The following is a 23,921-nucleotide window of genomic DNA, read 5'->3' as shown; positions in this document are numbered from 1 at the left end:
CGCTCCGGTGTTCCCCTTCTGGAGCGTTTCCCCCACGCCCGGAGTGGCAAGTATTGCATAACACATACGACCCTCCCCGCTCAGGTCCGCGTATGCTCTCGCTTTCGGACGTGCGTGCGGCACGCGAGCGGATCGCCGACGCCGCGACGCACACGCCGATGCAGTACTCGAACACCTTCTCGCGGTTCACGGACGCCGAAATCTACCTGAAGTGCGAGCAGTTCCAGCGCACCGGCGCGTTCAAGATTCGTGGTGCGACCAACCGCATCGCCACGCTCACCGACGACCAGCGCGAGTCGGGGGTCGTCACCGCGAGTGCGGGGAACCACGCACAGGGTGTCGCGCTGGCGGCGACGACGGCCGGCGTCGACGCGAAGATCGTCATGCCCGAGAACGCGCCCATCTCGAAGGTCAAGGCCACGGAGGGCTACGGCGCGTCCATCGTCCTCCACGGGAAGGACTACGACGAGGCCCAGGAGCGTGCCCACGACATCGAACGCGAGGAGGGCCGGTTCTACCTCCACGCGTTCGACGACGAGTACGTGATGGCCGGGCAGGGCACCATCGGCCTCGAAATCGTCGAGGACTGCCCGGAGGTCGACACCGTCGTCGTCCCCATCGGTGGCGGGGGTCTCATCTCGGGTATCGCCACGGCGGTCAAGGGGTTGGCCCCGGACGTGCGCGTCGTCGGTGTGCAGGCGGAAGGTGCCTCGACGGTCGCCGACGCACTCGACAAGGGTGGTCCGGTCTGTGTCGATAGCGTCGACACCATCGCCGACGGCATCGCGGTCCGCGAGGTCGGCGAGCACACGTTCTCGGTCATCGAAGAGCGCGTCGACGAGGTGGTGACGGTGTCGGACCGGGAGATAGCGATGGCCATCACGAACCTGCTCGAACGCTCGAAACTGCTCGCGGAGGGGGCGGGTGCGGCCGGCCTCGCCGCCACGCTCGAAGGGAAGTTCGAGACGGCGGAGGGAGAGGTGGTCGTCCCCCTCCTCTGTGGGGGCAACATCGACCCGAACGTCCTGACGACGGTGCTGATGACCGGCCTCATCGAGAGCGGGCGCTACCTCCGCGTCCGAACCGTCCTCAAGGACCAACCCGGTACGCTCACCGAACTGACGCGGGTCATCGCCGACCAGCGTGCGAACATCTACGGCATCCAGCACGACCGGACCGCCCGCGACATCGGGATGGGCAGTGCCGAGGTGGAACTGGACCTGGAGACGCGCGGCCACGACCACGTCACGCGACTCGTCGACGCGCTGGAAGCCCACGGCTACCCGGTCGAGATTCTGGTCTGACCGACCGCTCGCTGCTCGTCTCGCCCTCTCAAGCCTGCGACAGCGTCTCGTGGCCGTCGAGGAACTCCTCGGCCCGTCGCTCGCCGAGTCTGAGCAACTGTCGGACGAACCGTGGCGAGCGGTCGAGTTTCGAACTGAGGTCGTAGGAGCGTCCGAGACCGATGCGGTGGACGTGCGTGTACGAGAAGTGCTCTTCGGGGAGGTGTCCGCGTTCGAGCCACGTGTTCACCTGCTCGACGAACCGCAGTTCTTGGTTGAGCGAGAGGTTCCCCGACAGTTCGTTGCGCCGGTCGGCGATGTCGGTCATCGCGGTCGGGACGTCCTCGCGTTCCTGTGGGTTGATCTGGAGCACCCACAGTTCGTCGGGTTTCCTCGCCGCAGAGACCTGCATCAGTTCGTGGATGGGCGGGTTCTGTGAGAACAGGCCGTCCCAGTGGGCGTGGCCGTGGTCGTCGTCGTCGAGTTCGACCGCTCGGAACATCTCGGGCAGCGCCATCGACGCGAGCATCACGTCGGGCGTCACGGCCGCCGCGCCGAACGTCTCGAACTCGCCACCGTTGACGTCGACGGTGCCGATGTGGAGTTCGGGCGGGTCGTCGCCTTCGGCCAACTCGTTGACGCGTTCGAAGTCGACCAGTCCTTCGAGGACCCGTCTGATGCGGTGTTGGCCCCACGGTGCGGTCGGCGTGTAGTAGGGGCTCACCTCGGGCACCGCCGCGCCGCCGTTGGTCAGGCGGGCGGTGGTGACGGTCACCTCGTTGGCCCACCAGTCGACCGGGTCGCCGGCACAGAGGTCCATCCACGCCTCCCTGAGCAGTCGCCGAGCGTATCTCGGACCGTCGCTCTCCAGTCCGTACCACGCCGCGAGCGCCGAGAGCGCACCCCCCGACGTCCCCGAGATGCCGACGAGTCGGTGGTCGGGACTCGCGTCGAGCGGCGGGAGCAACTCGCGCAGTGCACCAGCGGTGAACGCGGTGTGACTGCCACCGCCCTGACACGCGATGGCGACGTTCGTGACCATGCCGCTCTCTCACCGTGCGCTCGGGTAACGGTTCGCATTCGTGACGGTCGAGAGACCGGGGCGACGTCGGGTCGTCCCGCCCGCCGACTCGCCGGGTTTTATGCTCGCCCCCGAAGCAGGGTGGAGCGATGAAGGACATCGTCAGTACCGACGAGGCACCGGCGGCAGTCGGCGCGTACAGTCAGGCGACGACGAACGGGAGCATCGTGTTCACGGCGGGTCAGATTCCGTTCACGCCCGACGGCGAGTCGAAGGCGGACGCCGCCATCGCCGAGCAGACCGAACTCGCCCTCGACAACGTCGAAGCGGTACTCGCGGAGGCCGGCGCGGACCTCTCGGACGTGCTCAAGACGACGGTGTTCCTCGCCGACATCGACGACTTCGAGGAGATGAACGAGACGTACGCGACGTACTTCGACGAGGAACCGCCGGCGCGCAGTGCGGTTCAGGCCGGTGCGCTCCCGAAGGGCGTCGGCGTCGAAATCGAGGCCATCGCCACGCTGGAGTGAGTCACGAGCAGGACCGACTGGGCGGCGGGGTCCGGCGAGACGCACTCAAGGCGGCGGTGCTCTGGGGCGTCATCGCCACGCTCGCCTTCCTCGTGCTCGTCCAGGCCTACCAACTGCTGGAGTTCGGGGGCCTCCCGCTGGGGGTCGTCGTCACCGTCGCTCTGGTCGTGTTCGGCGCGACGACGCTGGTGACGTATCTCCTCGGCCCCTGAACCCTCCGGGAATCGGCCGTCGTCGTGTCGTCTCTCAGAGCGTCTCGCGGAGTCGGACCTCCCTGTCGGTCACCGTCTCGACGGCGTCGTGGGGGACCTCGACGTCGTCGCTGTCGCCGTCGGTGCGGCCGAACGCCGCGAGCAGTCCCTCGACGAAGCCGGGTTCGGGGTCCACGAGTGCTCGGTCGCTGGAGACGGCGGTGACGATGCCGATGTCTTTGCCGCTCGCGTCGACCAGAATCTTGCCCTCGTCGCCGTCGGTGAGTGTCGCCATGGCACCACCTTCTCACGGGGTCGGTATAACCGCTCGGGCGGCGGCGGAAAGAAGGACTTATCCGTCCCATTCCGGTACTCACTGCTGAAGCCAGGATGGCCGAGTGGTAAGGCGCACGCCTGGAAAGCGTGTTCCCTCTGGGATCCAGGGTTCAAATCCCTGTCCTGGCGCTTCTGCGAGGAGCGAACGTAACGAGCGACGCGTCCGACGGCAGGGTTCGAATCAGGGAGCGACCGACGTGAGCGACCGTGGTTCAAATCCCTGTCCTGGCGCTTTTGGCTGCGAGCAACGCGCGAGCAGTGAGAACCTCCGGAGGTATTCGAACCAGACCGGACCGCACAGCGAGCGTCCCGAGCGAGCAGTCCGGGCGTTCGACCGAGCACGGGGGCGGAGCGTGACCGCCGGATGCGTACCGACTCCGGGTCCGTCCCGCGCCTTCTTTGTAACTGGACCGAAACGACGTGGTATGAGCCACTACCGGAGCAACTACGCCCTCGTCGAGTTCGGTGAACTGCTCGCCGACCGCGAGGGGGCGCTCGACGTCCCGTGGGCCACGTTCGCCGGCGACGAGTCGACCGAACAGACCTTCGAGGTCCCCGTCGACGGTGCCGTCGACGGCTACGTCACCGTTCAGGCCCTCGACGTCGACGCCTACGGCCACGAGATTCTCGTCAACGGCGACCCGCTGTCGGGGTTCGACATCCCGCCCGCCTCGGGGTGGCAGTCGTGGATGGACGTCATGACCGGCGCGACGCTCCACGAGGGGGAGAACACCATCCAGGTCCGCCGCGACACCGACTCGCGGGACGCCTTCGTCGTCGGGACGGTCCGCGTCAACTGGCGCGAACCGGTCGCGTGACCGCTCACCCTTCGGACAGTATATAAACGACCCAGTGCTCGACGACGGACCCGCGTCCGCCGCCTCGTACTCGACTGTCTCCACGCGTTCACTCGACCGCGTTTTCGGGAGACTTCGCCTGTGGTGTGTGGTAGCTGTTCTCAGCTCGAACCTCAAACCTTTATATAGAACCACGAACAACGTTCGTCCCGACTATGAGCCAGCGACAGCGCATGGGACAACCCATGATCATCCTCGGTGAGGACAGTCAGCGCGTCAAGGACCGCGACGCGCAGTCGTACAACATCCAGGCGGCCCGCGCCGTAGCGGAGGCCGTCCGCTCGACGCTCGGGCCGAAAGGGATGGACAAGATGCTCGTCTCCTCGATGGGCGACGTCACCGTCACGAACGACGGCGTCACCATCCTCCAGGAGATGGACATCGACAACCCGACCGCCGAGATGATCATCGAGGTCGCCGAGACCCAGGAAGACGAGGCGGGCGACGGCACGACGACCGCCGTCGCCATCGCTGGTGAACTGCTCAAGAACGCCGAGAACCTCCTCGAACAGGACATCCACCCGTCGGCTATCATCAAGGGCTTCCACATGGCGAGCGAGCAGGCCCGCGAGGAGGTCGACGACATCGCGGAGCGCGTCGACACCGAGGACGAACAGCTCCTCCGGAAGGTCGCCGAGACCTCGATGACCGGCAAGGGTGCGGAGCTCAACAAGGAGGTCCTCGGCGAACTCATCGTCGAGGCCGTCCGCGCGGTGACGGTCGAAGGCCCCGACGGCGAGAACGTCGTCGACCTCGACTTCGTCAACATCGAGACCCAGACCGGTCGCTCGGCGGGCGAGTCCGAACTCCTCAGTGGTGCGGTCATCGACAAGGACCCGACCCACCCCGACATGCCGTCGTCGGCAGACGAGGCGAAGGCGCTGCTCATCAACGAGGCCATCGAGATCGAGGAGACCGACGCCGACGCCTCGCTGAGCCTCGACAGCCCCGACCAGCTCCAGTCGTTCCTCGACAAGGAAGAAGAACAGCTGAAGGCGAAGGTCGACCAGATCGTCGACACCGGCGCGAACGTCGTCTTCTGTCAGAAAGGCATCGACGACCTCGCCCAGCACTACCTCGCCAAGGAGGGCGTCCTCGCCGTCCGCCGCGTCAAGAAGTCCGACATCAAGTTCCTCAAGGAGGTGCTCGGCGCACGCGTCGTCTCGGACCTCGACAGCGCCACCGAGGCCGACCTCGGGCACGGTTCGGTCACGCGTGACGACGCCGACGAACTGTTCTACGTCGAGGGGAGCGGCGACGAGACCCACGGCGTCACGCTCCTGCTCCGCGGTTCGACCGAGCACGTCGTCGACGAACTCGAACGCGGCATCACCGACGCGCTCGACGTCGTCGCCTCGACCGTCTCCGACGGCCGCGTCGTCGCCGGCGGCGGTGCCATCGAGGTGGAGGTCGCCCGTCGTCTGCGCGACTACGCCGACTCCGTCGAGGGCCGCGAACAGCTCGCCGTCGAGGCGTTCGCCGACTCGCTGGAGCTCATCCCCCGTGTCCTCGCCGAGAACGCCGGGCTGGACTCCATCGACACGCTCGTCGACCTCCGGGCCGCCCACGAGGACGGCCAGAAGCGCGCCGGCCTGAACGTCTTCAGCGGCGAGGTCGAGGACACCTTCGAGGCCGGCGTCGTCGAACCGGCCCACGCCAAGGAACAGGCGCTCTCGTCTGCCACCGAGGCCGCGAACCTCGTCCTCAAAATCGACGACATCATCGCCGCGGGCGACCTGTCGACCGCCGGCGGGGACGAAGAGGGCGGCGCACCCGGCGGCATGGGTGGCATGGGCGGTATGGGCGGTATGGGCGGCATGGGCGGCGCGATGTGAAAATCGGGAACGAACACACGCCCACAGCCGACTGCCGCACCGCGCTTCGACCGATTCTCTCCGTTTTTCACGTTTCCGAGTGGCGACGCCGATTCGGCCAGGTCAGTCGCTCGTCGCGTTCACGGCCGCGTCGAGCCAGTCGGGGCGCTCGACGGCCGTCTCGCCGAGCCTCGTGAACCGTGTCGTCTGGGCCACGTACCGCGTCGGTCCGTCCCCTTCGACGGCGTAGGTTCGGGTGACGTTCGAGACGAACCCGCGCTCGTCGAACACGACGACCGTTCGCGGGTTCACGACGACTCCACGGATGGCCACCGTCGCCGTCACGTCTTCGACGACCAACCGGTAGCGACCGTCACCGAACGGTGTGATGGTCGTCTCGCTGGTCAGCAGTCCCCGACCGAGTCGCGGTTCGAGCGGGACGTACCGCGAACTGCCGGTTTCGCTGTAGCGCGTCGTGTTCCCCTCGACCGTCCGCTGGTACCCCGTGGAGGCGTTCTGCCACCGGTCGGTTCGCTCTCCGTGGTCGCCCGTCCGCTCGACCGAGACGAACCGGACGTTCGAGCGGTTCGGCCCCTCTCGAATCCGCTCTGCGTCGTACCGTGCAACCGTCCCGTTCGAGGTGTTCGCCCACCGTTCGGTCGTGTAGGTGATGCTCTCTCCCTCCAGCACGCCGAGGTGGGCTCGACGGAGCGCGTCGTCGTCGACGACCCGTTCGGTCGTGACACCGGGAGCGACGTACTCGCGGTCGGCGATGGCCTCGCGGGCCTCGGCGACCCAGGGCGGCGGTCCGACGGGTCCGACGTCGGGTGTGACGGTGGTGACGCGAGTGGTCGTCGTCTCGGGGCCGTACTGCTCACCGCCGTACGACAGAGCGACACCCCGCTCGACGACGCGGTGGATTAGTCCCCGTTCGTCGACGAGGAGGGTCGTCGTGACACTTCCCGACTCGACCGTGACACGATACACCGCGAGGTCACCGTCGGTCGCGACCCGCTCGGTCGTCACGGGTCGGACGTCGACGTTCCGGTTCCAGCCGACAGTTCCGGCGACGAGGCCGGCCGCCTCGTAGCCACTCGGTCGGTTCTGCACGCGGTACTGCGGTGTCTGTCCCTCCCGGAACACGAGCGTCGTCGTCTCGTTCGACCACACCGAGGCGTTCTCGACGTCGTACGGAAGCCCGGTCGCGTCGAGTGCCACGCGCGAGCGATTGGCTGCGAACCGGTAGTCGTAGACCCGTTCGTGGAGCGTGCTTCCGTTCTCGGCTCGGACGGACGTCCGCTGTTCGACGGCGACCGACCGATTCGCGAGGACGGACTCGTGAGCGGCGAACAGCGCACTCACGTTCGTCAGTCGGTTCTCGGTGAGTCCCGGCGCGAGGCGGTCGGGATGTCCCTCGGGAACGTCGGCGGGCGTGACGGTCGGCAGGCTCTCGTCTCCCGTCGCTCCCGGCGCGAAGGCGTTACAGCCGGCGAGCACACAACAGAGCGCGAGTGCGACTGCTGGGAGGGCGGGGCGCATTGGTTCGTCTCGCTCGTCTCGGAACAAGTGTCTTCCTGTCGTCATCCCGTCGCGTTCCGGGCGGTGTCGAGCCAGTCGGGTCGCGGCACCGTCGTCGGTCCGGGGTCCAGGGTGAACGACCGGGTCGACACGAGGCCGTTCCCCGTCCGGAACGTCGTGCTGTACTGTGTAATCAGACCGTTCGGTGCGACGACGAACGCGAGGCGTTCGGTGACCGTCGGGTAGTAGCTCACCCGTGGCAGGTCGGTGACGACGACGCGATAGCTGCCGTTCCCGAGCGCCTCGACGCTCGTGTCCGCGAACTCGACGTACGGCGGGAACTCCGGGGAGGCCGCACTCAGCGGTCGGGGACCACCGACGGCGTCGTAGCTCGTCGCGTTCTCCTGGACGTACCGGCGGTAGCCCTCGCTCCCGTTCCACCACCGTGTCCTGCTCCACTCCTCGGTGGTGTCCGTGGTGGTCCAGAGCCGGGTCCCGTTCGCCCGGTCGACGACGATACGCTCCCGGTAGTGGTTTCGGACCGTCCCGTTCGCGCGCCGGAGCAGGTCGGCTTCGACGCGCATCGAGGTGCTCTCGACGGCCGCCCGGTGGGCGGCGTCCAGTCGGTTGGCGTCGACGACGCCGTCGGTCGTGAGACCGGGGGCGACGAACTCGCGGTTCGAGACGGTCTCGCGGGCGTCGGCGACCCACGCCGGGGACGACGGCGTCCCGACGCTCGCGTCGAACGTCACCGTCTGCACGCGCCCGAGGACGACGTACTCGTCCTCGCCCTCCGCGGAGACGTTCTGGACCGACTCGGCGTTCAGGCGGACCTCCTCGACGGTCCGGACCGAGTGGACGGTCCCGCGTTCGTCGACGTCGACGGTCACCTCCGGCTGGATACCCGTCGTGCCACCGTCGTCGGGAACCTCGTTCGCGTCCGGGTCGCTCCCGACGATGCGATACACCGTCACGCCGTCGCGTTCCCCGACCGTCTCCACACGGTCGACGTCGAGGCGATAGAGCAGGTTCCGGAGGTCCTCCAGTCGCCCGTTCAGTCGCTCTCGGCCGGTGCGGACGTTCTGTCGGTCCGCGAAGTACCGGACCCGTCCGTCGACGACACGTCGTTCGAACGTGCCGTTCCCGGTCGAGAACAGTCCGTAGTTGTCGACGGTCGACCCCATCACGCCGCCGACGGCGGCGTCTACGAGGGTCCGTTTCCGGTCGGGGCCGTACCACGCCGTCTCGTTCGTCTCGTCGACGACCCGGCCCCGGTAGGTCATGGCGGTCAGTCGGTCCACCCGGAGCGGTCGGTCCGCGAGCGCCGAGCGGTGGGCCTCGTAGAGCGCGTTCGCGTCCACCAGCCCCGTCTCGGAGAGGCCGGGGGCGAGCGTTCCGTCTTCGGGGTCACGCGGGACGTCGGCGGGCGTGACGGTCGGGTCGTCGCCGGTCGCCGAGTCCGTGTCGGTACCGGGCGCGAACGCGTTGCAGCCAGCGAGGACGCACAGCACGGCGAGGGCGACGGCGAGCGCGGGAGGGCGCATTGATTCCACTCCGTGACAGTTCGACAAATGTCTTCTGACGGACGAGTCCGCCGGGCGCTTCGGTTGGAATAAGTACCGGTAGGCAAGAACTGCCACCATGCAGACGCTACTCCTTGACCGCGAGGACGTGGTCGAGAACGCGCGGATGGCCGACGTCATCCGGGCCGTCGAGGACGCCTTCGCCGCCTACGAACACGGGAACGCCCAGATGCCCGCGAAGTCCTACATCGACCTGCCGAAGTACAACGGCGACTTCCGGTCGATGCCCGCCTACCTCGACGCGGGCGACTGGGACGCCGCCGGCGTCAAGTGGGTCAACGTCCACACCGACAACATCGCGGACCACGACCTCCCCACCGTCATGGGGACCATCATCTACTCGGATCCCGAGACGGCGTTCCCGCTCGCGGTCATGGACGGCACCACGGTCACGCGCCTGCGAACGGGCGCGGCCGCCGCCGTCGCCACCGACCACCTCGCCGTCGCGGACGCCACCTCGCTCGGTATCGTCGGCGCGGGCGTCCAGTCGTACTCCCAACTCGAAGCAATCTCGACCGTGCGACCCATCGAGCGTGTCGTCGTCTCGGACCTCTCCGACGAGCGCGTGCAGGCGTTCGCCGACCGCTTCGGCGACGAGTTCGACGTCCAGTCGGGCTCCATCGAGGACGCCGCCGCCTGTGACGTGCTCTCGACGGTGACGCCCGTCGAAGAGCCAATCGTCAAACGCGAGTGGCTGGGCGAGCACACCCACATCAACGCGATGGGGGCGGACGCCGAGGGAAAACACGAACACGAGGACCGGACGCTGCTCGACGCGACGCTCGTCATCGACGACTACGCCCAGACGACCCACTCGGGTGAGATCAACGTCCCGTGGAGTGAGGGTGTGCTCGACGACGACGACATCCACGGCGCTATCGGCGAGATCGTCGTCGGCGAGAAGGCGGGCCGAACCGAGGAGACGGGCATCTCGCTGTTCGACTCGACGGGTCTCGCCATCCAGGACATCGCCACCGCCCACGTCGTCTACGCCCACGCCGCCGAGACGGGCAACGGCGACCCGTTCGACCTCGTCGACACGCGGGTCTGAGTCGGCCTCGCTCAGTTCTCGTCGCTCAGTCGTCGCTCCCCGCGCTCGGCGAGTTTCGAGACGAGCCAGACGATGAGGATGAACGGGAGGAGTGGGACGAGCAGGACGACCATCCCGAGGAACACCCCCCAGCCGAGGACGTCCATCTCCATGTTCGGCCGGCCGCCGCTCGCCGGCGTGACGCTGCGGATAGCCTCCCGAAGTACACCGGGGTCGTCGGATTCGCTCATATCGGACGTGATGACCCGCGAGCATATATCGGTAGCCCCGAGCGAGGTGCTACCTCGACTTCGGTCCACGCTCGTACCTGTCACTCCCCGCTGTCGAATGACAACCTACAGAAGCACGTACCGAGTAGCGAGGACATATCACCATCATGCAGGACCAGGACCAACGAGGCTTCGACCACGGCGAGATAGAGTCGCGGTGGCAACACGAGTGGGCCGACGCCGGCACCTTCCACATCCCGGACGACGCCGACGACCCGACGTACGTGCTGGGGATGTTCCCCTACACCTCCGGGGAGTTGCACATGGGCCACGTCCGCAACTACACCATCACGGACGCCTACGCCCGCTATCGGAAGATGCGCGGCGAAGACGTGTTGCATCCTATCGGCTGGGACTCGTTCGGACTGCCCGCCGAGAACGCGGCTATCGAACGCGACACGAACCCGCGCGACTGGACCATGCAGTGCATCGAGACGATGCGCGAGCAGATGCGGGCGATGGGCTTTGGCTACGACTGGGAGCGCGAAATCGCCACCTGCGAACCCGAGTACTTCCAGTGGAACCAGTGGCTGTTCACCCGCCTGTACGAGGAGGGGTTGGTCCACCGCGAGGCCAGCGAGGTCAACTGGTGTCCCTCCTGTGAGACCGTCCTGGCCGACGAGCAGGTCGAGGGCGACGCCGAACTGTGCTGGCGGTGTGACACGCCCGTCGAGACCCGCGAGTTGGACCAGTGGTTCTGGGGCATCACCGAGTACGCCGACGAGTTGGCCGACGACATCGAGCGACTGGGCGGGTGGCCCGACAACGTCCGGCAGATGCAGGAGAACTGGATCGGCCGCCAACCGGGCGCTCGACTGGAGTTCGACGTCGGCGAGGCGCGAAGCGCCTCGGAGGATTCGAGCGGTGACGAACCGCGAGAGTACGGCCCCGTCGAGGTGTTCACGACCCGTATCGACACCATCTACGGCGCGACGTTCTTCGCGCTGGCTCCCGGCCACCCCATCAGCGAGGAGTTGGCCGCCGAGAACGAGGAGGTCCGTCAGTTCGTCGAGGAGGAGGCCGACCCCGAGGGCGACGAACCGAAGGGCGTGAAGACGGACCTGACCGCCACCAACCCCGCGACGGGCGAGGAGATTCCGGTGTTCGTCGCGGACTTCGTCCTCTCGGACGTCGGGACGGGCGCGCTGATGGGCGTGCCCAGCCACGACGACCGCGACCACGCGTTCGCCAGCGACCAGGGCGTCGACATCGTGCCCGTCGTCGCCCCCTCGCCCGACGACGTCCCTGACGTGAGCGAGGCCGCCTACACCGACGACGGCGTGCTGGTCAACAGCGGTGACTACTCCGGGACCGAGAGCGCCGCCGCCCGCGAGGAGTTGACGCGAGACATCGACTCGGCGACCGACCACGTCCAGTACCGCCTGCGCGACTGGGGTATCTCCCGCCAGCGCTACTGGGGGACGCCGATTCCGGTCGTCAACTGCGACGACTGTGGCCCGGTGATGGTGCCCGACGAGCAGTTGCCCGTCGAGTTGCCCGAGTTCGTCCAGACGACCGGGAACCCGCTGGACGAGGCCACCGAGTGGAAGGAGACGACCTGTCCGGACTGCGGTGGCGAGGCGACCCGCGAGACGGACACGATGGACACGTTCGTCGACAGTTCGTGGTACTTCCTGCGCTACGTCTCCCCGGACGACGACGAGGCTCCGTTCGACGTCGAGCGAGCCAACGAGTGGATGCCCGTCGACCAGTACGTCGGCGGTATCGAACACGCCGTGATGCACCTGCTGTACTCCCGGTTCGTCACGAAGGCCATCGCCGACATGGAACTGCTGGAGCACCGCGAACCGTTCGAGAACCTGGTCACACAGGGGATGGTGCTGGCCGACGGCGAGAAGATGTCGAAGTCGAAGGGCAACGGCGTCTCCCCGCTGGCCATCGTCGAGGAGTACGGTGCTGACACCGCCCGTCTGTTCACGATGCAGGCCGCCCGCCCGGAGCGTGACTTCGACTGGTCGGAGACCGGCGTCCAGTCGGCCTACGGCTTCCTGCAACGCCTCCACGAGACGGTCGAGGCGTTCGTGGAGTCGTCACCCGACGGAGAGGCCGACGCCACCGCCGACTACGTCGCCCGCGAGATCGACGCGACGGTCGCCAGCGCTCACGAGAGCTACGAGGCGCTGACGTTCACCGAGGCGTTGCGCGAGACCCGCGATCTGGTGGGCCTGTTGCGCCAGTACCGCGAGCACACCGACCCGGACGCCGAGACGTTCGAGCGCGGCCTGTCCGTGGCGGTGCGGTTGTTGGCCCCCGTCGCCCCGCACGTCGCCGAGGAGCTGTGGGCGACGCTGGGTCACGAGGAGTTCGTCGCCGAGGCGTCGTTCCCCGAGCCAGCGGGCGACGTGAGCGACGCCGAGCGCGAACGCCAGTTGGTCGAGAACACCCGCGAGGACGTGCGCAACATCGTCGACGTAGCGGGCATCGAGGACCCCGAGCGGGTCACCATCGTCGTCGCCCCCGCGTGGAAACACCGCGCGCTCGATATCGCCGTCGAGAGCGACGCGCCGAACGTCATCGGCGAGATAATGGGCGACGAGGACCTGCGCTCGAAGGGCGACGAGGCCGCCAGCTACGGGCAGGAGTTGCAGAACGAACGCCAGTCGCTGAACCGGGCGCTGACTCCCGACCGGGAACTGGCGGTCCTGCGACAGGCCGTCTGGCTGGTCGAACGCGAGTTCGACGCCGAGGTGTCGGTCGTTCCCGCCGACGAGGCCGACGAGGACGTGGCGAAGAAGGCCGCCCCGAACCGCCCCGCCATCCGAATCGACTGAGACCCCTCGGTCTCCCGACCGGCTGGCCATCTTCTTGTCTCACCGACACGTACCGCCCGTATGGTGGCGATGCCCCACTCCATCGAACGGGCGGTCAGAACGCGACTGCGCGAACAACGTATCGCGCCTCGCGCGTCCGAGGACACGCCCGTCGCCGACGTCGTCCGTGACGTCGTCGGCATCCAGGCTCAGGAGAAACCGGCCGCCGCGCTCTCGCTTCGCGCCCGTCGTCGTGGCCTGACGACCGTCGATATCGAGCACGCGCTCTACGAGGAACGCTCCATCGTTCGGACGTGGTGTATGCGCGGGACGCTGCACTACGTCGCCACCGAGGACCTGCCGTGGCTCCTGGCGCTGTGTGGGCCGACGTTCGCCACCCGCGGGCCGGAACCGCGCCGCCTCGCCGCGTGGGGCCTCGACAACGACACCGCCGAAACCGCCGTGGAGACCATCGGCGAGGTGCTGGCCGACGAGGGACCGCTCACGAAGCAGGGCATCGCCGAGGCCCTCGTCGCTCGTGGAACCGACGTCGACCCCAGCACACAGGCTCCGTGGTTCCTGATTCGTCGGGCGGCGCTGTGCGGCGTCTGCTGTGAGGTCGCCCCCATCGACGGGAAGAACGCCTACGACCGACTCGACTCGTGGGTCGACCTCGACGACCCGCCGGCGGACGACGAGCGTCTCGCCACGCTCGCCCGGCGCTACCTCACCGCCTACGGCCCGGCGACGCGCGCCGACTTCGCGGCGTGGTGTGGGCTCTACGCGACGGACGTGAAGACGGCGTGGGCGTCGCTGGCCGACGAGACGACCGAGGTGCCCGCGCCCGGTGGGATGGCGTCCGTCCTCGACACGGTCGCGGACGTGGCCCTCGACGACCCGCTCGTCCCGTTCCCGACCGTCCGACTGCTCGGCGGGTACGACTCGTACCTGCTTGGCTACGCCAAGGAGAACCGGGTGATTCCGAACGACACGGAGTCACACCTCTGGCCGGGCGGTGGCATCATCCGACCGGCCGTCGTCCGCGATGGGTGGACGATGGGTATCTGGCGACTCGACCGTTCGCGGGCGACGACGGCCGTCGAGGTGACGCCGCTCGGCCCGCTCGACGACGCTCGCGCGGAACTGGCGGCGGAGGCGTCCGACGTCGGGCGCTTCCTCGGCGAACCGGTCGAGTTGCGACTCGAACCGCGACTGGAGTGGTGACTACTCCAGCAGCGTCGGCGGGTGCAACCCGTCGAGACCGGCCGTCTCGCCGTCCCGAGCGTAGACGTACAGCATCGTCCGAGCGACCGTTCCGAGCGCGCTCGACACCGTGCCGACGACGACGAGTACGAGCGCCGTCCCGACGACCATCCCCCAGATACCGGCGACCTGGAGGCCGACGCCCACGACGACGAACAGCGGGACGAGCGCGACGGCGAGGACGGCCATCCCCAGACCGACGGTCGCGGTGACGGACTCACCCCACGTGTCGGCGAACGTGCGGCCGCTCTCTTCGAACATCTCGCGGAGGGAGGGCGTGTCGTCGAGCACCATCACCGGGACGACGAAGAACGTCAACAGCCCCCAGCCGAGTTCGAGGACGAGCGCCGTCAGCCGCCCACCGCCCGGAATCGCGTCTTCGAGCAGTTGCAACACGACGCCGATAGTCGCCGTCACGAGCGAGTACGCGACGATACGGCGGCGGACGGCCCACGCCGCGTCGAGGCCGTCGCGAAGCGACGTCTCCTCGCCGGCGAGCAGGCGGTACGCACAGTGCGCGAGCGCGGCGTTGAAGAACGTCGCGACGGCCGTCCCGACGAACAGCGCCGGGAACAGCAGCGCGTAGCGCAGCGGGTCGGTCCGCTGGGTGAACGCGTCGGTCAGCGCGTCGACGGTCAGCACGTCGACGCCGAGCGCCGCCCACAGGGGGAGGCAGAGGACGGCGAGGACGGTGGCGGTACTGGCGACGGGGAGGAGGAACAGCGACGGCTCCTGGCGGAGGACGCCGACGCTACGGGCGAGGACCTTGGTTCCACGGGCGAAACGTCCCATGGTTGAGACGTTCGTCCCCCCGAGCCTTAGACGTGCCGCCGAGTCGCCAACCGTGGCTCAGTTGATGGGGATGGAGTCGCCGTCGTCGCCGCTCGCCTTCCCGAGCGTCACGGTGAGGACGCCGTTGTTGTACGCCGCTTCGGTCGCGCTCTCGTCGAGGCGTTCGGGCAGGCGGAGCGTCCGCGAGACGGACTTGCTCGAACGCTCCTGTCGGACGTAGTCGCCGTTCTCGTCCTCGCTCGTGGTCTCACGACTCGCGCCGACGGTGAGCGTGTCCCCCGAGAGGCTGACCTCGATGTCCTCCTTCTCGTAGCCGGGGAGGTCGGCGGTCACGACGTAGGCGTCCTCGCGGCTGACGACGTCGACGGGGATTCCACGGGTGAGGCTGGTGTCGAACGCCTGGAACCCCTCGTTCATCTCCTCGAACATGCGCTCGATGTCGTCGAACGGACTGCGTCGGGACATGCGCGACGGTATGCTGTCGTCGAAAATAAATGCCGACCCTGGCGGCCGCCCCGTCGGCTCACTTCCGGGACAGTCGCGTCGTCCACTTCCCCGTCGAGAGCAGCAGGTCCATCCCGACTGCCGTCTCGTGGAAGTCCGCACGCCAGCAGACGCCGCCGCCCATCGCGACGGCGTAGGAGTACGGCGGGTCGTCCCACACGGGCGAAGCGGTGAACGAGAGGTCTCGCCCCTCGGCGGTCACCTGGACGGTCCCGAGCGGTCCCGGCTCCACTTCGACGGTCATCTCGCTCCGGCCCGTTCCGTAGGTGCCCGTCACCGCTGCCACGCGTTCCCGGGCGGCGAGCAGTCGGACGGCCTCCTCGGGCCGTTCTCCGCAGACGAGCGCGAGGATGGCCTTCCCCGTCGAGACGATGCCGCGAGCGGTCCCGTTACACGCGACGGCGACACCGTAGCCACGCTCGGGGAGCGCGCCGACGTACCCACCGGAGACGTGGATACCGCCCTGATGCTCGACGAGCGGTTCGCCGAGGCACTCGCTCACCTCCAGCCCGTAGCCGTAGCCGGGGGCCGTGCCGTCGACGGTCGGTAGGGGCGGTGACTGGCGCGTCGTCATCGCCTCGACGGACTCGCTCTCGAGGACGCGCCTCCCGTCGAGTTCGCCCCGGTTCAGCAGCCACCGGAGCAGCGTGCCGAGGTCACGTACCGTGCTGAGGAGGCCGCCCGACGGGCCGGCGTGCCGGAAGTCGTCGGCGAACGCCTCGATACTCGTCGGGGTGCCGTCGGGGTGGTGGCCCGTCATCAGGTCGTCGTCGGGGACGGCCGCCGGGTCGAACGTCGACCGGTCCATCCCGAGTGGAGTGAACATCTCCTCGTCGGCGTACGTCGGGAACGCCCGTCCGTCGGCGCTCGCGACGAGTTCGCCGAGCACGACGAACCCGGCGTTGCAGTACATGTAGCGGTCCTCGTCGGTGACCCGCTCGCGGGCCAGGTCGTCGACGAACTCGAACAGTTCCGTCCGGTCCATGGCCTCGCGCTGGGCGTAGAACCCGCGTGGCAGTCCCGACGAGTGCGACAGCAGGTCCCCAACCGTCACCGGGTCGCCCGGTGCGTCTTCGAGGACCGGGAGGTGCTCGCTCACGGGGTCGTCCAGCGCGAGGGCTCCGCGCTCGGCCAACTGGAGGACGGCGACGGCGGTGGCGACCTTGGCGATGGACCCGACGCCGTACACCGTGTCGGGGGTCGCCGGTTCCTGCGGGTCGGTGCTGCGGTCGCCGAACCCCTCCGCGTACAGCAGCGACTCGCGGTCGACGACAGCGACACCGAGTCCCGGTCCGTCGACGTCCGCTCGCCAGTCGTCGAGGTAGCGCTCGACGTCCCGGACGGTCGTGGAGGGCAGGGAGTTCCGTGGAGCCATACCGTCACGTGACGGCACCGCGACAAAACTGTGGGTGGCCCGTCGTCCGGTCGACGCTCAGTACAGCACGTGTCGCGTGTCGTAGGAGCCGAGGGTCCGTACCCAGCCGCCGCCGACGAGCGACTCGACCACCTCGATGGCCTCCTGTGTGCGGTCCTCGTAGAGGCCCGCCGCGACGTCGACGTGGAAGACGTAGTCGCCCAGTCGCTCGCCGCTGGGCCGCGACTCGATGCGCGAGAGGTTGATGTCGCGTTCGGCGAACGGTTCGAGCAGTTCGAGCAGCAAGCCGGGGTAGTTCGTGTTCGGGTAGACGACGATAGAGGTCTTCCCGCCCGCCTCCTGACGCTCGCTGACGGGTGCGACGACGACGAACCGGGTCGCGTTCGAGGTGCGGTCCTGGATGTCCTCGGCGAGCACTCGCAGAGCCCCGTCCGGTGTGTCGGACGCTGTATCGGGGTGGGCGATGGCGGCCGCCGTCGGGTCGTCGCGCGCGATCTGGACGCCGCGAGCGGTCGAGGCGACGGCCTCCTGGGTCACGTCGGGGTGGTTCGCTTCGAGGTAGCTGCGACACTGTGCGAGCGCCTGTGCGTGGCTGACGACCCGCGAGAACGAGGACGACTGGGCGAGCAGGGCGTGGCGAATCGGCGTGACGAGTTCGAGGACGACCGCCACGTCGCTGTCGGTGAGTGCGTCGAGGCTCTCGGTCACCGAGCCTTCGATGCTGTTCTCGATGGGGACGACGCCACGGTCGGCCTCGCCCTCGACCACGCTGGCGACGATGTCGGTGACCGACTCGGTGAACGAGATGGCCTCGTCGTCCCCGTCCTCGCCGACGACCGCTCGGGCCGCGCGGTGGGAGTAGGTTCCCGCCGGACCGAGCGTGATGACCTTCATACCCGGCTCTCGGCGCGGTTCCGGAAAAGCGCGTCGCCGGTCGCAATCTTCATCCCGAGCGCTCGTGTGGTGACGCCAGAGACGATGGTGACGATTCGGCTGGAGACGCACGTCGACGCCCCCACCGAGCGCGTCTTCGACCTCGCACGCAGCGTCGACGTGCGGCGGACGGCCGCCGGGTCCGGTGTCGCCCCGATCGCGGGAGCGGTCGCCGGCCTCTCCGAACCGGGCGAGTCGACGGTCTGGCGCGTCTCGCTGCTCGGCAAGCGCTTCGAACTCACGACGAAGGTCACCGCGTACTCCCGTCCGAACCACTTCCGGTGGACGATGACCGACGGCCCGATGGAGACGTTCGTTCACGACCACTTCTTCGGCTTCGAGGACGCCGACGACCCCGAAGACGGCACCGTCCTCCGCGACGTCCTCACCTTCGAGACCCCGCTCGGCCCCGTCGGGCGGGTGTTCGACCGCGCCGCAGAACAGCGGTTCACGAGTATCCTCGAAGAGCGCAACGCGTTCGTCAAACGCGTCGCCGAGAGCGACGAGTGGACACAGTACGTCGCGGAGTGAGAAGCGATCGCAGTTGCGGTCCGAGCGTTACCTGTTGAGCGTGTGAATCGCGTGGCCCAGCGCGTTCTCGGCGGCCTCCATCGTCGCCTCCGACAGCGTCGGGTGGACGTGGACCGTCGCGGCGACGTCTTCGAGCGTCGCGCCCATCTCGATGGCGAGGGCGAGTTCCGCGACGAGTTCGCTCGCCTCGGGGGCCACTATCTGTGCCCCGAGGACGAACCCGCTCGGTTCGTCGGCGACGACGCGGACGAACCCCTCGGACTCGTTCATGCTGAGCGCGCGCCCCGAGGCACGCATCGGCATCTGGCCGACGACCGGCTCGAAGCCCTGTTCGTCGGCCTCGGCTTCCGTGAGACCGACCGTCCCGATTTCGGGGTCGGTGAACACCGCGGCCGGGATGGCCTGGTAGTCGAGCGCGGCGGGTTCGCCGGCGATGTGCTCGGCGGCGACCTGTCCCTCCGTACTGGCCTTGTGCGCGAGCATCGGTTCGCCGGCGACGTCGCCGACGGCGTAGATGTGCTCGACGTTCGAGCGAGCGCGGTCGTCCGTCTCGATGAACCCCTTGTCGTTCGTCTCGACGCCCGCCGCCTCGAGGTCCAGCGTGTCTGTGACCGGCGAGCGTCCGACGGCGACGAGGGCCTTCTCCGCGCCGAACTCGCTGACCTCGCCGTCCGCGTTCTCGGTTCGTACCGAGATACCCTCGCCCATCTCCTCCCACTCGCTGGCGGCCTCGCCGAAGTGGAACTCGACGCCGAGGTCCTCGGCGCGCGACCGGACGATGCGCGCGACGTCGTCCTCGTAGCCCGGCAGCGCGGAGTCGAGCATCTCGACGACGGTGACGTCGGTGCCGAGTTTGGCGAACACCGTCGAGAGCTCCATCCCGATGTAGCCCGCGCCGACGACGAGCAGGCTTTCGGGGACCGAATCGAGGTCGAGCGCCTCGCGCGAGGAGAGGATGTGCTCGCCGTCGAACTCGAAGTTCGGTACCTGTACCGGACGTGACCCGGTCGAGACGATGGCGTGCTCGAACTCGATGGACTCGCTGCCCTGGCCCTCACCGTCGTGACCGACGCGGACCTTGTTCTCGTCGGCGAACGTCGCCGTCCCCGCCATGAGGTTGACGCCGTTGGCCTTACAGAGTTTCTCGACGCCGCCGGTCAACTGGTCGACGACGCCGTCCTTCCAGGACGTCATCGCCGCCATGTCGACGGCGGGGTCGGCGTGGATACCCATCTCCTCGGCGGTGCCCGCGTCGTGTGCGAGCGAGGACGCCGTGACGAACGCCTTCGAGGGGATACAGCCGTAGTTGAGGCAGGTCCCCCCGTAGGCCTCCTTCTCGACGAGCGTGACGTCCTTCCCGAGCTGTGCGGCGCGGATGGCGGCGACGTAGCCGCCCGGCCCCGCGCCGATGACGACGACGTCCGTCCCTGTGGCGATGTCTCCGACGACCATACACGCGATATTTGCCGCGGGGGGTTTGGCTGTATGGGTTCTCTCCCCGGCGTGTCACGAACTACCCACCGGGATGCCTACCCGATACCCGTTCCGCATCGACGTACTCATGTTCGTGCATACCACGCGAACAGTATGAACCGCGCCGAGAAGGCGACCCTCCAACTGCGAGCGGTCGCCGTCCTCAGGACGCTCAAGCGGACGCGCACGTACGACGAACTCGCCGACGAGACGGGGCTCCCGGCCGGTGACCTCAACCGATACGTCAACGGCCACGTGCTCCCCGGTGAGGCCCGTGCGCACGAACTCGTGAGCGAGACGGGCTACGAGACGCTCGCGGCCGAACTCGAATCGCGCATCCGCCACGACGAGGAGGGGTACGTCGACAACTCCGCGGCCGTCTTCGACCAGCCGTTCCTCGACCTCGTCGCGCCCGTCGTCGCCGAACGCTTCGAGTTCGAGTCCCCGGACGTCGTCCTCACCGCGGCTACCGACGGCATCACGCTCGGCTCGGCGATGGCGCGACACTTCGACGCGCGACTCGCCTACGCGAAGAAGTCCAAGGAGACCGCCGTCGAGGAGTTCATCGAGGCGCGCAAGCGCTTCGAGTCGGGTATCGAGTTGACCTACTACCTCCCCGAACGCGCCCTCTCGGAGCGTGACAGCGTCCTCGTCGTCGACGACCTCATCCGGTCGGGCGAGACCCAGGAACTGCTACTCGACATCGCCGCCCAGGCGAACACGAACGTCACCGGCGTCTTCGCGCTCATCGCCGCCGGCACCGACGGCGTCGAGGTCGCCGAGTCCCGCACCGACGCGCCGGTGGGCGCACTCACGACGCTCGACTGACGGCGACGGCCCGACGCCGCCCGACACCGCCGCCGCGCGTCGTGTCAATCCACGTTTGTGCATATATCGGAAGGCAACGCCTAAGTCAGTATGCGTGTGTATGCTCGAACGTGAATCATGGGGCCCGCTGATACACAGACCGACGAGTCGTCGAACGAGTCCGGGGGAGTCCGGGGGTTCTTCGAGTTCGACCGGTACGGGACCGACCTCGGGACCGAGGTGACCGCCGGCGTCACGACGTTCCTGACGATGAGCTACATCGTCTTCCTGAACCCCGCCATCCTCGGCCCGGCCATCACCGTACCGGGGATGAGCGACGGGGCGGTCCGGTCGATGCTGGCCGTCGTCACCATCCTCTCGGCCGTCGTCGCCACGACGGTCATGGCGCTCTACGCCAACCGACCGTTCGGGCAGGCCCCCGGTCTGGGGCTGAACGCCTTCTTCGCGTTCACCGTCGTCCTCGGGTTGGGCGTCGCCTGGCAGACGGCGCTCGCCGCCGTCGTCGTCGAGGGAGTCGTCTTCGTCCTGCTGACCGCCGTCGGCGCACGGAAGTTCATCATCGAGGCGTTCCCCGAACCGGTGAAGTTCTCCGTCGGGGCCGGTATCGGCGCGTTCCTCGCACTCATCGGCCTCGAAGAGATGGGCATCGTCGTCAACGACGACACGACGCTCGTCACGCTGGGCAACGTCGCCAGCGACCCCATCGCCATCGTGTCCATCGTCGGCCTGTTCCTGACGCTCGCGCTCTACGCGCGTGGGATTCGCGGGTCCATCGTCATCGGCATCCTCGGAACGACGGTGCTGGGGAGTCTCGTCACGATGGCCGGTCTCGTCTCGACGGGGACCGTCGCCCCGTCGTTCGTCGTGCCGTTGCGTCTCGGCCTCGACCCGTTGGTCGTCTCGGGGGGGTTCGACTGGGCCGCCCTCCAGAGCCAACTGTTCGGCGCACAGTACGACATCTCGCCGCTGGCCGGCGCGTTCGTCACCGGACTCTCCGGCGTCGAACCGTTCTCGTTCGCGCTCATCGTCTTCACGTTCTTCTTCGTCGACTTCTTCGACACCGCCGGCACGCTGACGGGTGTCGGCCAGGCTGCCGGCTTCCTCGACGAGGACGGCGACCTGCCCGAGATAGAGAAGCCGCTGATGGCCGACGCCGTCGGCACCACCGTCGGCGGGATGCTCGGCACCTCCACCGTCACCACCTTCATCGAGTCCGCGACGGGCGTCGAGGAGGGCGGCCGGACGGGCATGACCGCGCTGGTCGTCGCGCTGCTCTTTCTCGTCTCGCTGGCGTTCGTCCCGCTGGCGACGGCGATTCCGCTCTACGCCAGTCACATCGCGCTGGTCGTCATCGCCGTCGTGATGCTCGGCAACATCGCTGCCGTCGACTGGGACGACATCACCCACGCGGTTCCGGCGGGGCTGACCATCCTCGTCATGCCGTTCACGTTCAACATCGGCTACGGCATCGCCGCCGGCATCGTCTCCTACCCGCTCGTGAAGGTGGCCGTCGGCGAGTGGGAGGACGTCCGCCCGACACAGGTCGCCCTCGCGCTGGCGTTCGTCGTCTACTTCGTCGTCGCCACCGGCGGCGTGCTGGACGCTGCGGTCGGTTCGTAGCCGACTCGGTCCCGATTCGACAGGCCGTCGGCCGGCACCGTCGCCCCGTGGCAACTCGACACACGAATATTGAGATTTAAGAGAACACGGGACGCGGACGTGGTATGGACTACGAGCTCGCCATCGAGACGACGCCCGAGACCGTGCCGGGGGGGACCGGCATCATGCTACTCCACCCGAGTACCGGCGAGACGGACCGAATCGACACCGACTTCTTCAAGACCGACACCGACTACCTGTTCATCCTCTCGACGCGCACGACGGCCCGCGAGGTCCAGCAGAAGTTGGAGTACTACGAGGTCGACGAGACCAGAGCGACCATCCTCGACACGCTCTCCATCGAGCGTGGCTACTCCCGGCGCTCGGGCCAGAACATCCGCTACGTCTCCTCGCCCGACGACCTGGACGGGATGGTCGAGGCCATCGAGACGTTCCTGACGACCCACGACGGGAAACTGCGCATCTCCATCGACTCCGTCACCGAGATGGCGTACTACGCCGACGAGGAGCGCACCCGCACCGCCGTCGAGCAGATCCTCGACCTGCTGGCGGAACACGACGCCATCGGCATCTTCCACGTCGCCGAGGAGGTCCACGATGACGACGTCGTCGACGGCTACCGCGACCTGTTCGACGGCGTCATCGAACTCGAAGCGGACGGTCGCGTCGAGTCGCAGTTCTCGTAAGCCGAGTCGCCGTTCTCGGCTCGGACGCTCGGTTCCACGAGCGCCTGCGACGGCAGACCGAGCGAACGGTCGTTCCGCTGTGCCGTGAGCGACCGGAGGGAGCGAGCGGGGTGACTGAACCATCGAGGAGACGAGCGAAGCGAGTCTCCGAGGTGGTGAGGGAATCCTTTTGATCGAGCTTTTACCCTATCGGGGGCCGGAGGTCCCCGATTCGTGGATAAAAGGTCGTTCAGAAGACGGAGTCCGCCGTGGCCGCGCCGACCACCGAGAAGATGGCTCCCACAGCGGTGGCCTTCAGCGTGAAGAACGCGAGCGTCGTCGGGTCGGGAGCGTCCTGCAGGAAGTCCCCGGCGAAGGTGTTCGGGGCGTTGAACGCCAGCGCCAGGACCAGCACCGACCCGAAGGAGACGGCCATCAGCGAGACGAATCGCGTCGGAACCCCGGCGATTTCGACCTCGCGGTCGGGGTCCCGCCCCGCGTCGGCCTTGTACAGCGCTCCGTAGCCGATGCCGAAGACGATGCCGACCGTGGCGAGGACGTGGTACCAGCGCATGTTGTTCGCCAACTGCCACACTTCGGCGGTGACGACGAACGGGCCGGCGAGGAGGAAGCCACCGACCAACTGCTGGGCGACGTCGGCGGTCTTGAAGCGGCGACGCGGTCCGACCATGCAAGGTCGTGGCTAGCGGTCG

At 68.1% G+C, this 23,921-nt stretch carries 23 protein-coding genes and 1 tRNA gene; 13 read left to right on the top strand and 11 right to left on the bottom strand.

Going from position 1 to position 23,921, the window contains the following annotated elements; genetic code table 11:
- Window positions 1-92: 92 nt before the first annotated feature.
- A complete protein-coding gene (ilvA, locus tag GQS65_RS10360; protein WP_158204522.1) occupies window positions 93-1,304 on the top strand; it encodes a threonine ammonia-lyase in 1,212 nt (403 codons plus the stop codon).
- Between the two features lie 28 nt (window positions 1,305-1,332).
- Here the strand turns inward: ilvA and GQS65_RS10355 are convergent, their stop codons facing one another.
- The gene (locus GQS65_RS10355) at window positions 1,333-2,325 is read right to left on the bottom strand and encodes a patatin-like phospholipase family protein (RefSeq protein ID WP_158204521.1); all 993 of its coding nucleotides are present in this window, start codon (window positions 2,323-2,325) and stop codon (window positions 1,333-1,335) included.
- 128 nt (window positions 2,326-2,453) lie between these two features.
- On the opposite strand from GQS65_RS10355, the gene GQS65_RS10350 reads away from it, so the two are divergent.
- Together GQS65_RS10350 and GQS65_RS10345 are read left to right on the top strand one after the other, a co-directional pair.
- The gene (locus GQS65_RS10350; protein ID WP_158204520.1) at window positions 2,454-2,834 is read left to right on the top strand and encodes a Rid family detoxifying hydrolase; all 381 of its coding nucleotides are present in this window, start codon (window positions 2,454-2,456) and stop codon (window positions 2,832-2,834) included.
- Window positions 2,831-3,046, top strand: a complete 216-nt coding sequence (locus GQS65_RS10345) for a hypothetical protein (protein WP_368280044.1) — start codon at window positions 2,831-2,833, stop codon at window positions 3,044-3,046. The genes GQS65_RS10350 and GQS65_RS10345 overlap by 4 nt, the downstream gene beginning before the upstream one ends.
- A gap of 34 nt (window positions 3,047-3,080) precedes the next feature.
- Here GQS65_RS10345 and GQS65_RS10340 read toward each other — a convergent pair whose 3' ends face one another.
- Window positions 3,081-3,320, bottom strand: a complete 240-nt coding sequence (locus GQS65_RS10340; RefSeq protein ID WP_158204519.1) for a hypothetical protein — start codon at window positions 3,318-3,320, stop codon at window positions 3,081-3,083.
- Window positions 3,321-3,409: 89 nt separating this feature from the next.
- Here GQS65_RS10340 and GQS65_RS10335 point away from each other — a divergent pair.
- The 3 genes from GQS65_RS10335 to thsB all read left to right on the top strand — a co-directional run bounded on the left by GQS65_RS10335 (window position 3,410) and on the right by thsB (window position 6,053).
- A tRNA-Ser gene (locus tag GQS65_RS10335) sits at window positions 3,410-3,490 on the top strand.
- Between the two features lie 296 nt (window positions 3,491-3,786).
- A complete protein-coding gene (locus GQS65_RS10330; protein ID WP_158204518.1) occupies window positions 3,787-4,179 on the top strand; it encodes a DUF7383 domain-containing protein in 393 nt (130 codons plus the stop codon).
- Between the two features lie 194 nt (window positions 4,180-4,373).
- A complete protein-coding gene (gene thsB, locus GQS65_RS10325; protein ID WP_158204517.1) occupies window positions 4,374-6,053 on the top strand; it encodes a thermosome subunit beta in 1,680 nt (559 codons plus the stop codon).
- Window positions 6,054-6,155: 102 nt separating this feature from the next.
- Here the strand turns inward: thsB and GQS65_RS10320 are convergent, their stop codons facing one another.
- Together GQS65_RS10320 and GQS65_RS10315 are read right to left on the bottom strand one after the other, a co-directional pair.
- Window positions 6,156-7,571, bottom strand: a complete 1,416-nt coding sequence (locus GQS65_RS10320; protein ID WP_158204516.1) for a hypothetical protein — start codon at window positions 7,569-7,571, stop codon at window positions 6,156-6,158.
- A gap of 41 nt (window positions 7,572-7,612) precedes the next feature.
- On the bottom strand, window positions 7,613-9,094 hold the full coding sequence (locus GQS65_RS10315) for a hypothetical protein (protein ID WP_158204515.1): 1,482 nt from the start codon (window positions 9,092-9,094) through the stop codon (window positions 7,613-7,615).
- A gap of 97 nt (window positions 9,095-9,191) precedes the next feature.
- Between GQS65_RS10315 and GQS65_RS10310 the strand changes: the two genes are divergently transcribed.
- Window positions 9,192-10,184, top strand: coding sequence for an ornithine cyclodeaminase family protein (locus tag GQS65_RS10310; protein WP_158204514.1), 993 nt, complete (start codon window positions 9,192-9,194; stop codon window positions 10,182-10,184).
- A gap of 11 nt (window positions 10,185-10,195) precedes the next feature.
- Here GQS65_RS10310 and GQS65_RS10305 read toward each other — a convergent pair whose 3' ends face one another.
- Window positions 10,196-10,414: a DUF7535 family protein gene (locus tag GQS65_RS10305; RefSeq protein WP_158204513.1), complete on the bottom strand. Its 219-nt coding sequence runs from the start codon at window positions 10,412-10,414 to the stop codon at window positions 10,196-10,198.
- Window positions 10,415-10,560: 146 nt separating this feature from the next.
- On the opposite strand from GQS65_RS10305, the gene leuS reads away from it, so the two are divergent.
- Entirely contained in the window at window positions 10,561-13,245 is a 2,685-nt protein-coding gene (gene leuS / locus GQS65_RS10300; RefSeq protein ID WP_158204512.1) for a leucine--tRNA ligase, read from the top strand.
- A 60-nt stretch (window positions 13,246-13,305) separates the two neighbouring features.
- Window positions 13,306-14,448, top strand: coding sequence for a winged helix DNA-binding domain-containing protein (locus GQS65_RS10295; protein WP_233265069.1), 1,143 nt, complete (start codon window positions 13,306-13,308; stop codon window positions 14,446-14,448).
- Here GQS65_RS10295 and GQS65_RS10290 read toward each other — a convergent pair whose 3' ends face one another.
- From GQS65_RS10290 to pheA, 4 genes are read right to left on the bottom strand one after another with little or no spacing between them, the layout of a single operon-like run.
- Window positions 14,449-15,279, bottom strand: a complete 831-nt coding sequence (locus GQS65_RS10290; protein ID WP_158204511.1) for a DUF6159 family protein — start codon at window positions 15,277-15,279, stop codon at window positions 14,449-14,451.
- 57 nt (window positions 15,280-15,336) lie between these two features.
- On the bottom strand, window positions 15,337-15,744 hold the full coding sequence (locus tag GQS65_RS10285; RefSeq protein ID WP_158204510.1) for an Hsp20/alpha crystallin family protein: 408 nt from the start codon (window positions 15,742-15,744) through the stop codon (window positions 15,337-15,339).
- 58 nt (window positions 15,745-15,802) lie between these two features.
- On the bottom strand, window positions 15,803-17,158 hold the full coding sequence (locus GQS65_RS10280; RefSeq protein WP_158204509.1) for a serine hydrolase domain-containing protein: 1,356 nt from the start codon (window positions 17,156-17,158) through the stop codon (window positions 15,803-15,805).
- Window positions 17,159-17,215: 57 nt separating this feature from the next.
- On the bottom strand, window positions 17,216-18,052 hold the full coding sequence (gene pheA, locus GQS65_RS10275) for a prephenate dehydratase (protein WP_158204508.1): 837 nt from the start codon (window positions 18,050-18,052) through the stop codon (window positions 17,216-17,218).
- Window positions 18,053-18,118: 66 nt separating this feature from the next.
- Between pheA and GQS65_RS10270 the strand changes: the two genes are divergently transcribed.
- A complete protein-coding gene (locus GQS65_RS10270) occupies window positions 18,119-18,622 on the top strand; it encodes an SRPBCC family protein (RefSeq protein ID WP_158204507.1) in 504 nt (167 codons plus the stop codon).
- Window positions 18,623-18,649: 27 nt separating this feature from the next.
- Here the strand turns inward: GQS65_RS10270 and lpdA are convergent, their stop codons facing one another.
- Entirely contained in the window at window positions 18,650-20,074 is a 1,425-nt protein-coding gene (gene lpdA / locus GQS65_RS10265) for a dihydrolipoyl dehydrogenase (RefSeq protein ID WP_158204506.1), read from the bottom strand.
- 135 nt (window positions 20,075-20,209) lie between these two features.
- On the opposite strand from lpdA, the gene GQS65_RS10260 reads away from it, so the two are divergent.
- The 3 genes from GQS65_RS10260 (at window position 20,210) to GQS65_RS10250 (ending at window position 23,229) form a co-directional block, all read left to right on the top strand.
- Entirely contained in the window at window positions 20,210-20,923 is a 714-nt protein-coding gene (locus GQS65_RS10260) for a phosphoribosyltransferase family protein (protein ID WP_158204505.1), read from the top strand.
- Between the two features lie 117 nt (window positions 20,924-21,040).
- Entirely contained in the window at window positions 21,041-22,543 is a 1,503-nt protein-coding gene (locus GQS65_RS10255) for an NCS2 family permease (RefSeq protein ID WP_158204504.1), read from the top strand.
- A gap of 104 nt (window positions 22,544-22,647) precedes the next feature.
- Window positions 22,648-23,229: a DUF7090 family protein gene (locus GQS65_RS10250; protein WP_158204503.1), complete on the top strand. Its 582-nt coding sequence runs from the start codon at window positions 22,648-22,650 to the stop codon at window positions 23,227-23,229.
- A 229-nt stretch (window positions 23,230-23,458) separates the two neighbouring features.
- Here the strand turns inward: GQS65_RS10250 and GQS65_RS10245 are convergent, their stop codons facing one another.
- Window positions 23,459-23,899 (bottom strand): DUF2391 family protein, encoded by a 441-nt coding sequence (locus GQS65_RS10245; protein WP_158204502.1) that lies wholly within the window; start codon window positions 23,897-23,899, stop codon window positions 23,459-23,461.
- Window positions 23,900-23,921: the final 22 nt, after the last annotated feature.

Origin of the sequence: Halomarina oriensis, from assembly GCF_009791395.1 — an archaeon.
In the GTDB taxonomy this organism is placed as follows: domain Archaea; phylum Halobacteriota; class Halobacteria; order Halobacteriales; family Haloarculaceae; genus Halomarina; species Halomarina oriensis.
The sequence above is the reverse complement of the archived record's forward strand: the minus strand, read 5'-3'. Positions and strand labels throughout refer to the sequence as shown.

Coding starts and splice junctions, on each gene's coding strand:
- GQS65_RS10340 (WP_158204519.1), bottom strand. CDS start 3,320: ATGGCGACACTCACCGACGGCGACGAGGGCAAGATTCTGGTCGACGCG.
- GQS65_RS10315 (WP_158204515.1), bottom strand. CDS start 9,094: ATGCGCCCTCCCGCGCTCGCCGTCGCCCTCGCCGTGCTGTGCGTCCTC.
- GQS65_RS10355 (WP_158204521.1), bottom strand. CDS start 2,325: ATGGTCACGAACGTCGCCATCGCGTGTCAGGGCGGTGGCAGTCACACC.
- GQS65_RS10280 (WP_158204509.1), bottom strand. CDS start 17,158: ATGGCTCCACGGAACTCCCTGCCCTCCACGACCGTCCGGGACGTCGAG.
- GQS65_RS10290 (WP_158204511.1), bottom strand. CDS start 15,279: ATGGGACGTTTCGCCCGTGGAACCAAGGTCCTCGCCCGTAGCGTCGGC.
- GQS65_RS10245 (WP_158204502.1), bottom strand. CDS start 23,899: ATGGTCGGACCGCGTCGCCGCTTCAAGACCGCCGACGTCGCCCAGCAG.
- GQS65_RS10295 (WP_233265069.1), top strand. CDS start 13,306: ATGGTGGCGATGCCCCACTCCATCGAACGGGCGGTCAGAACGCGACTG.
- GQS65_RS10250 (WP_158204503.1), top strand. CDS start 22,648: ATGGACTACGAGCTCGCCATCGAGACGACGCCCGAGACCGTGCCGGGG.
- GQS65_RS10320 (WP_158204516.1), bottom strand. CDS start 7,571: ATGCGCCCCGCCCTCCCAGCAGTCGCACTCGCGCTCTGTTGTGTGCTC.
- GQS65_RS10285 (WP_158204510.1), bottom strand. CDS start 15,744: ATGTCCCGACGCAGTCCGTTCGACGACATCGAGCGCATGTTCGAGGAG.
- ilvA (WP_158204522.1), top strand. CDS start 93: ATGCTCTCGCTTTCGGACGTGCGTGCGGCACGCGAGCGGATCGCCGAC.
- lpdA (WP_158204506.1), bottom strand. CDS start 20,074: ATGGTCGTCGGAGACATCGCCACAGGGACGGACGTCGTCGTCATCGGC.
- thsB (WP_158204517.1), top strand. CDS start 4,374: ATGAGCCAGCGACAGCGCATGGGACAACCCATGATCATCCTCGGTGAG.
- GQS65_RS10310 (WP_158204514.1), top strand. CDS start 9,192: ATGCAGACGCTACTCCTTGACCGCGAGGACGTGGTCGAGAACGCGCGG.
- leuS (WP_158204512.1), top strand. CDS start 10,561: ATGCAGGACCAGGACCAACGAGGCTTCGACCACGGCGAGATAGAGTCG.
- GQS65_RS10305 (WP_158204513.1), bottom strand. CDS start 10,414: ATGAGCGAATCCGACGACCCCGGTGTACTTCGGGAGGCTATCCGCAGC.
- GQS65_RS10255 (WP_158204504.1), top strand. CDS start 21,041: ATGGGGCCCGCTGATACACAGACCGACGAGTCGTCGAACGAGTCCGGG.
- pheA (WP_158204508.1), bottom strand. CDS start 18,052: ATGAAGGTCATCACGCTCGGTCCGGCGGGAACCTACTCCCACCGCGCG.
- GQS65_RS10350 (WP_158204520.1), top strand. CDS start 2,454: ATGAAGGACATCGTCAGTACCGACGAGGCACCGGCGGCAGTCGGCGCG.
- GQS65_RS10260 (WP_158204505.1), top strand. CDS start 20,210: ATGAACCGCGCCGAGAAGGCGACCCTCCAACTGCGAGCGGTCGCCGTC.
- GQS65_RS10330 (WP_158204518.1), top strand. CDS start 3,787: ATGAGCCACTACCGGAGCAACTACGCCCTCGTCGAGTTCGGTGAACTG.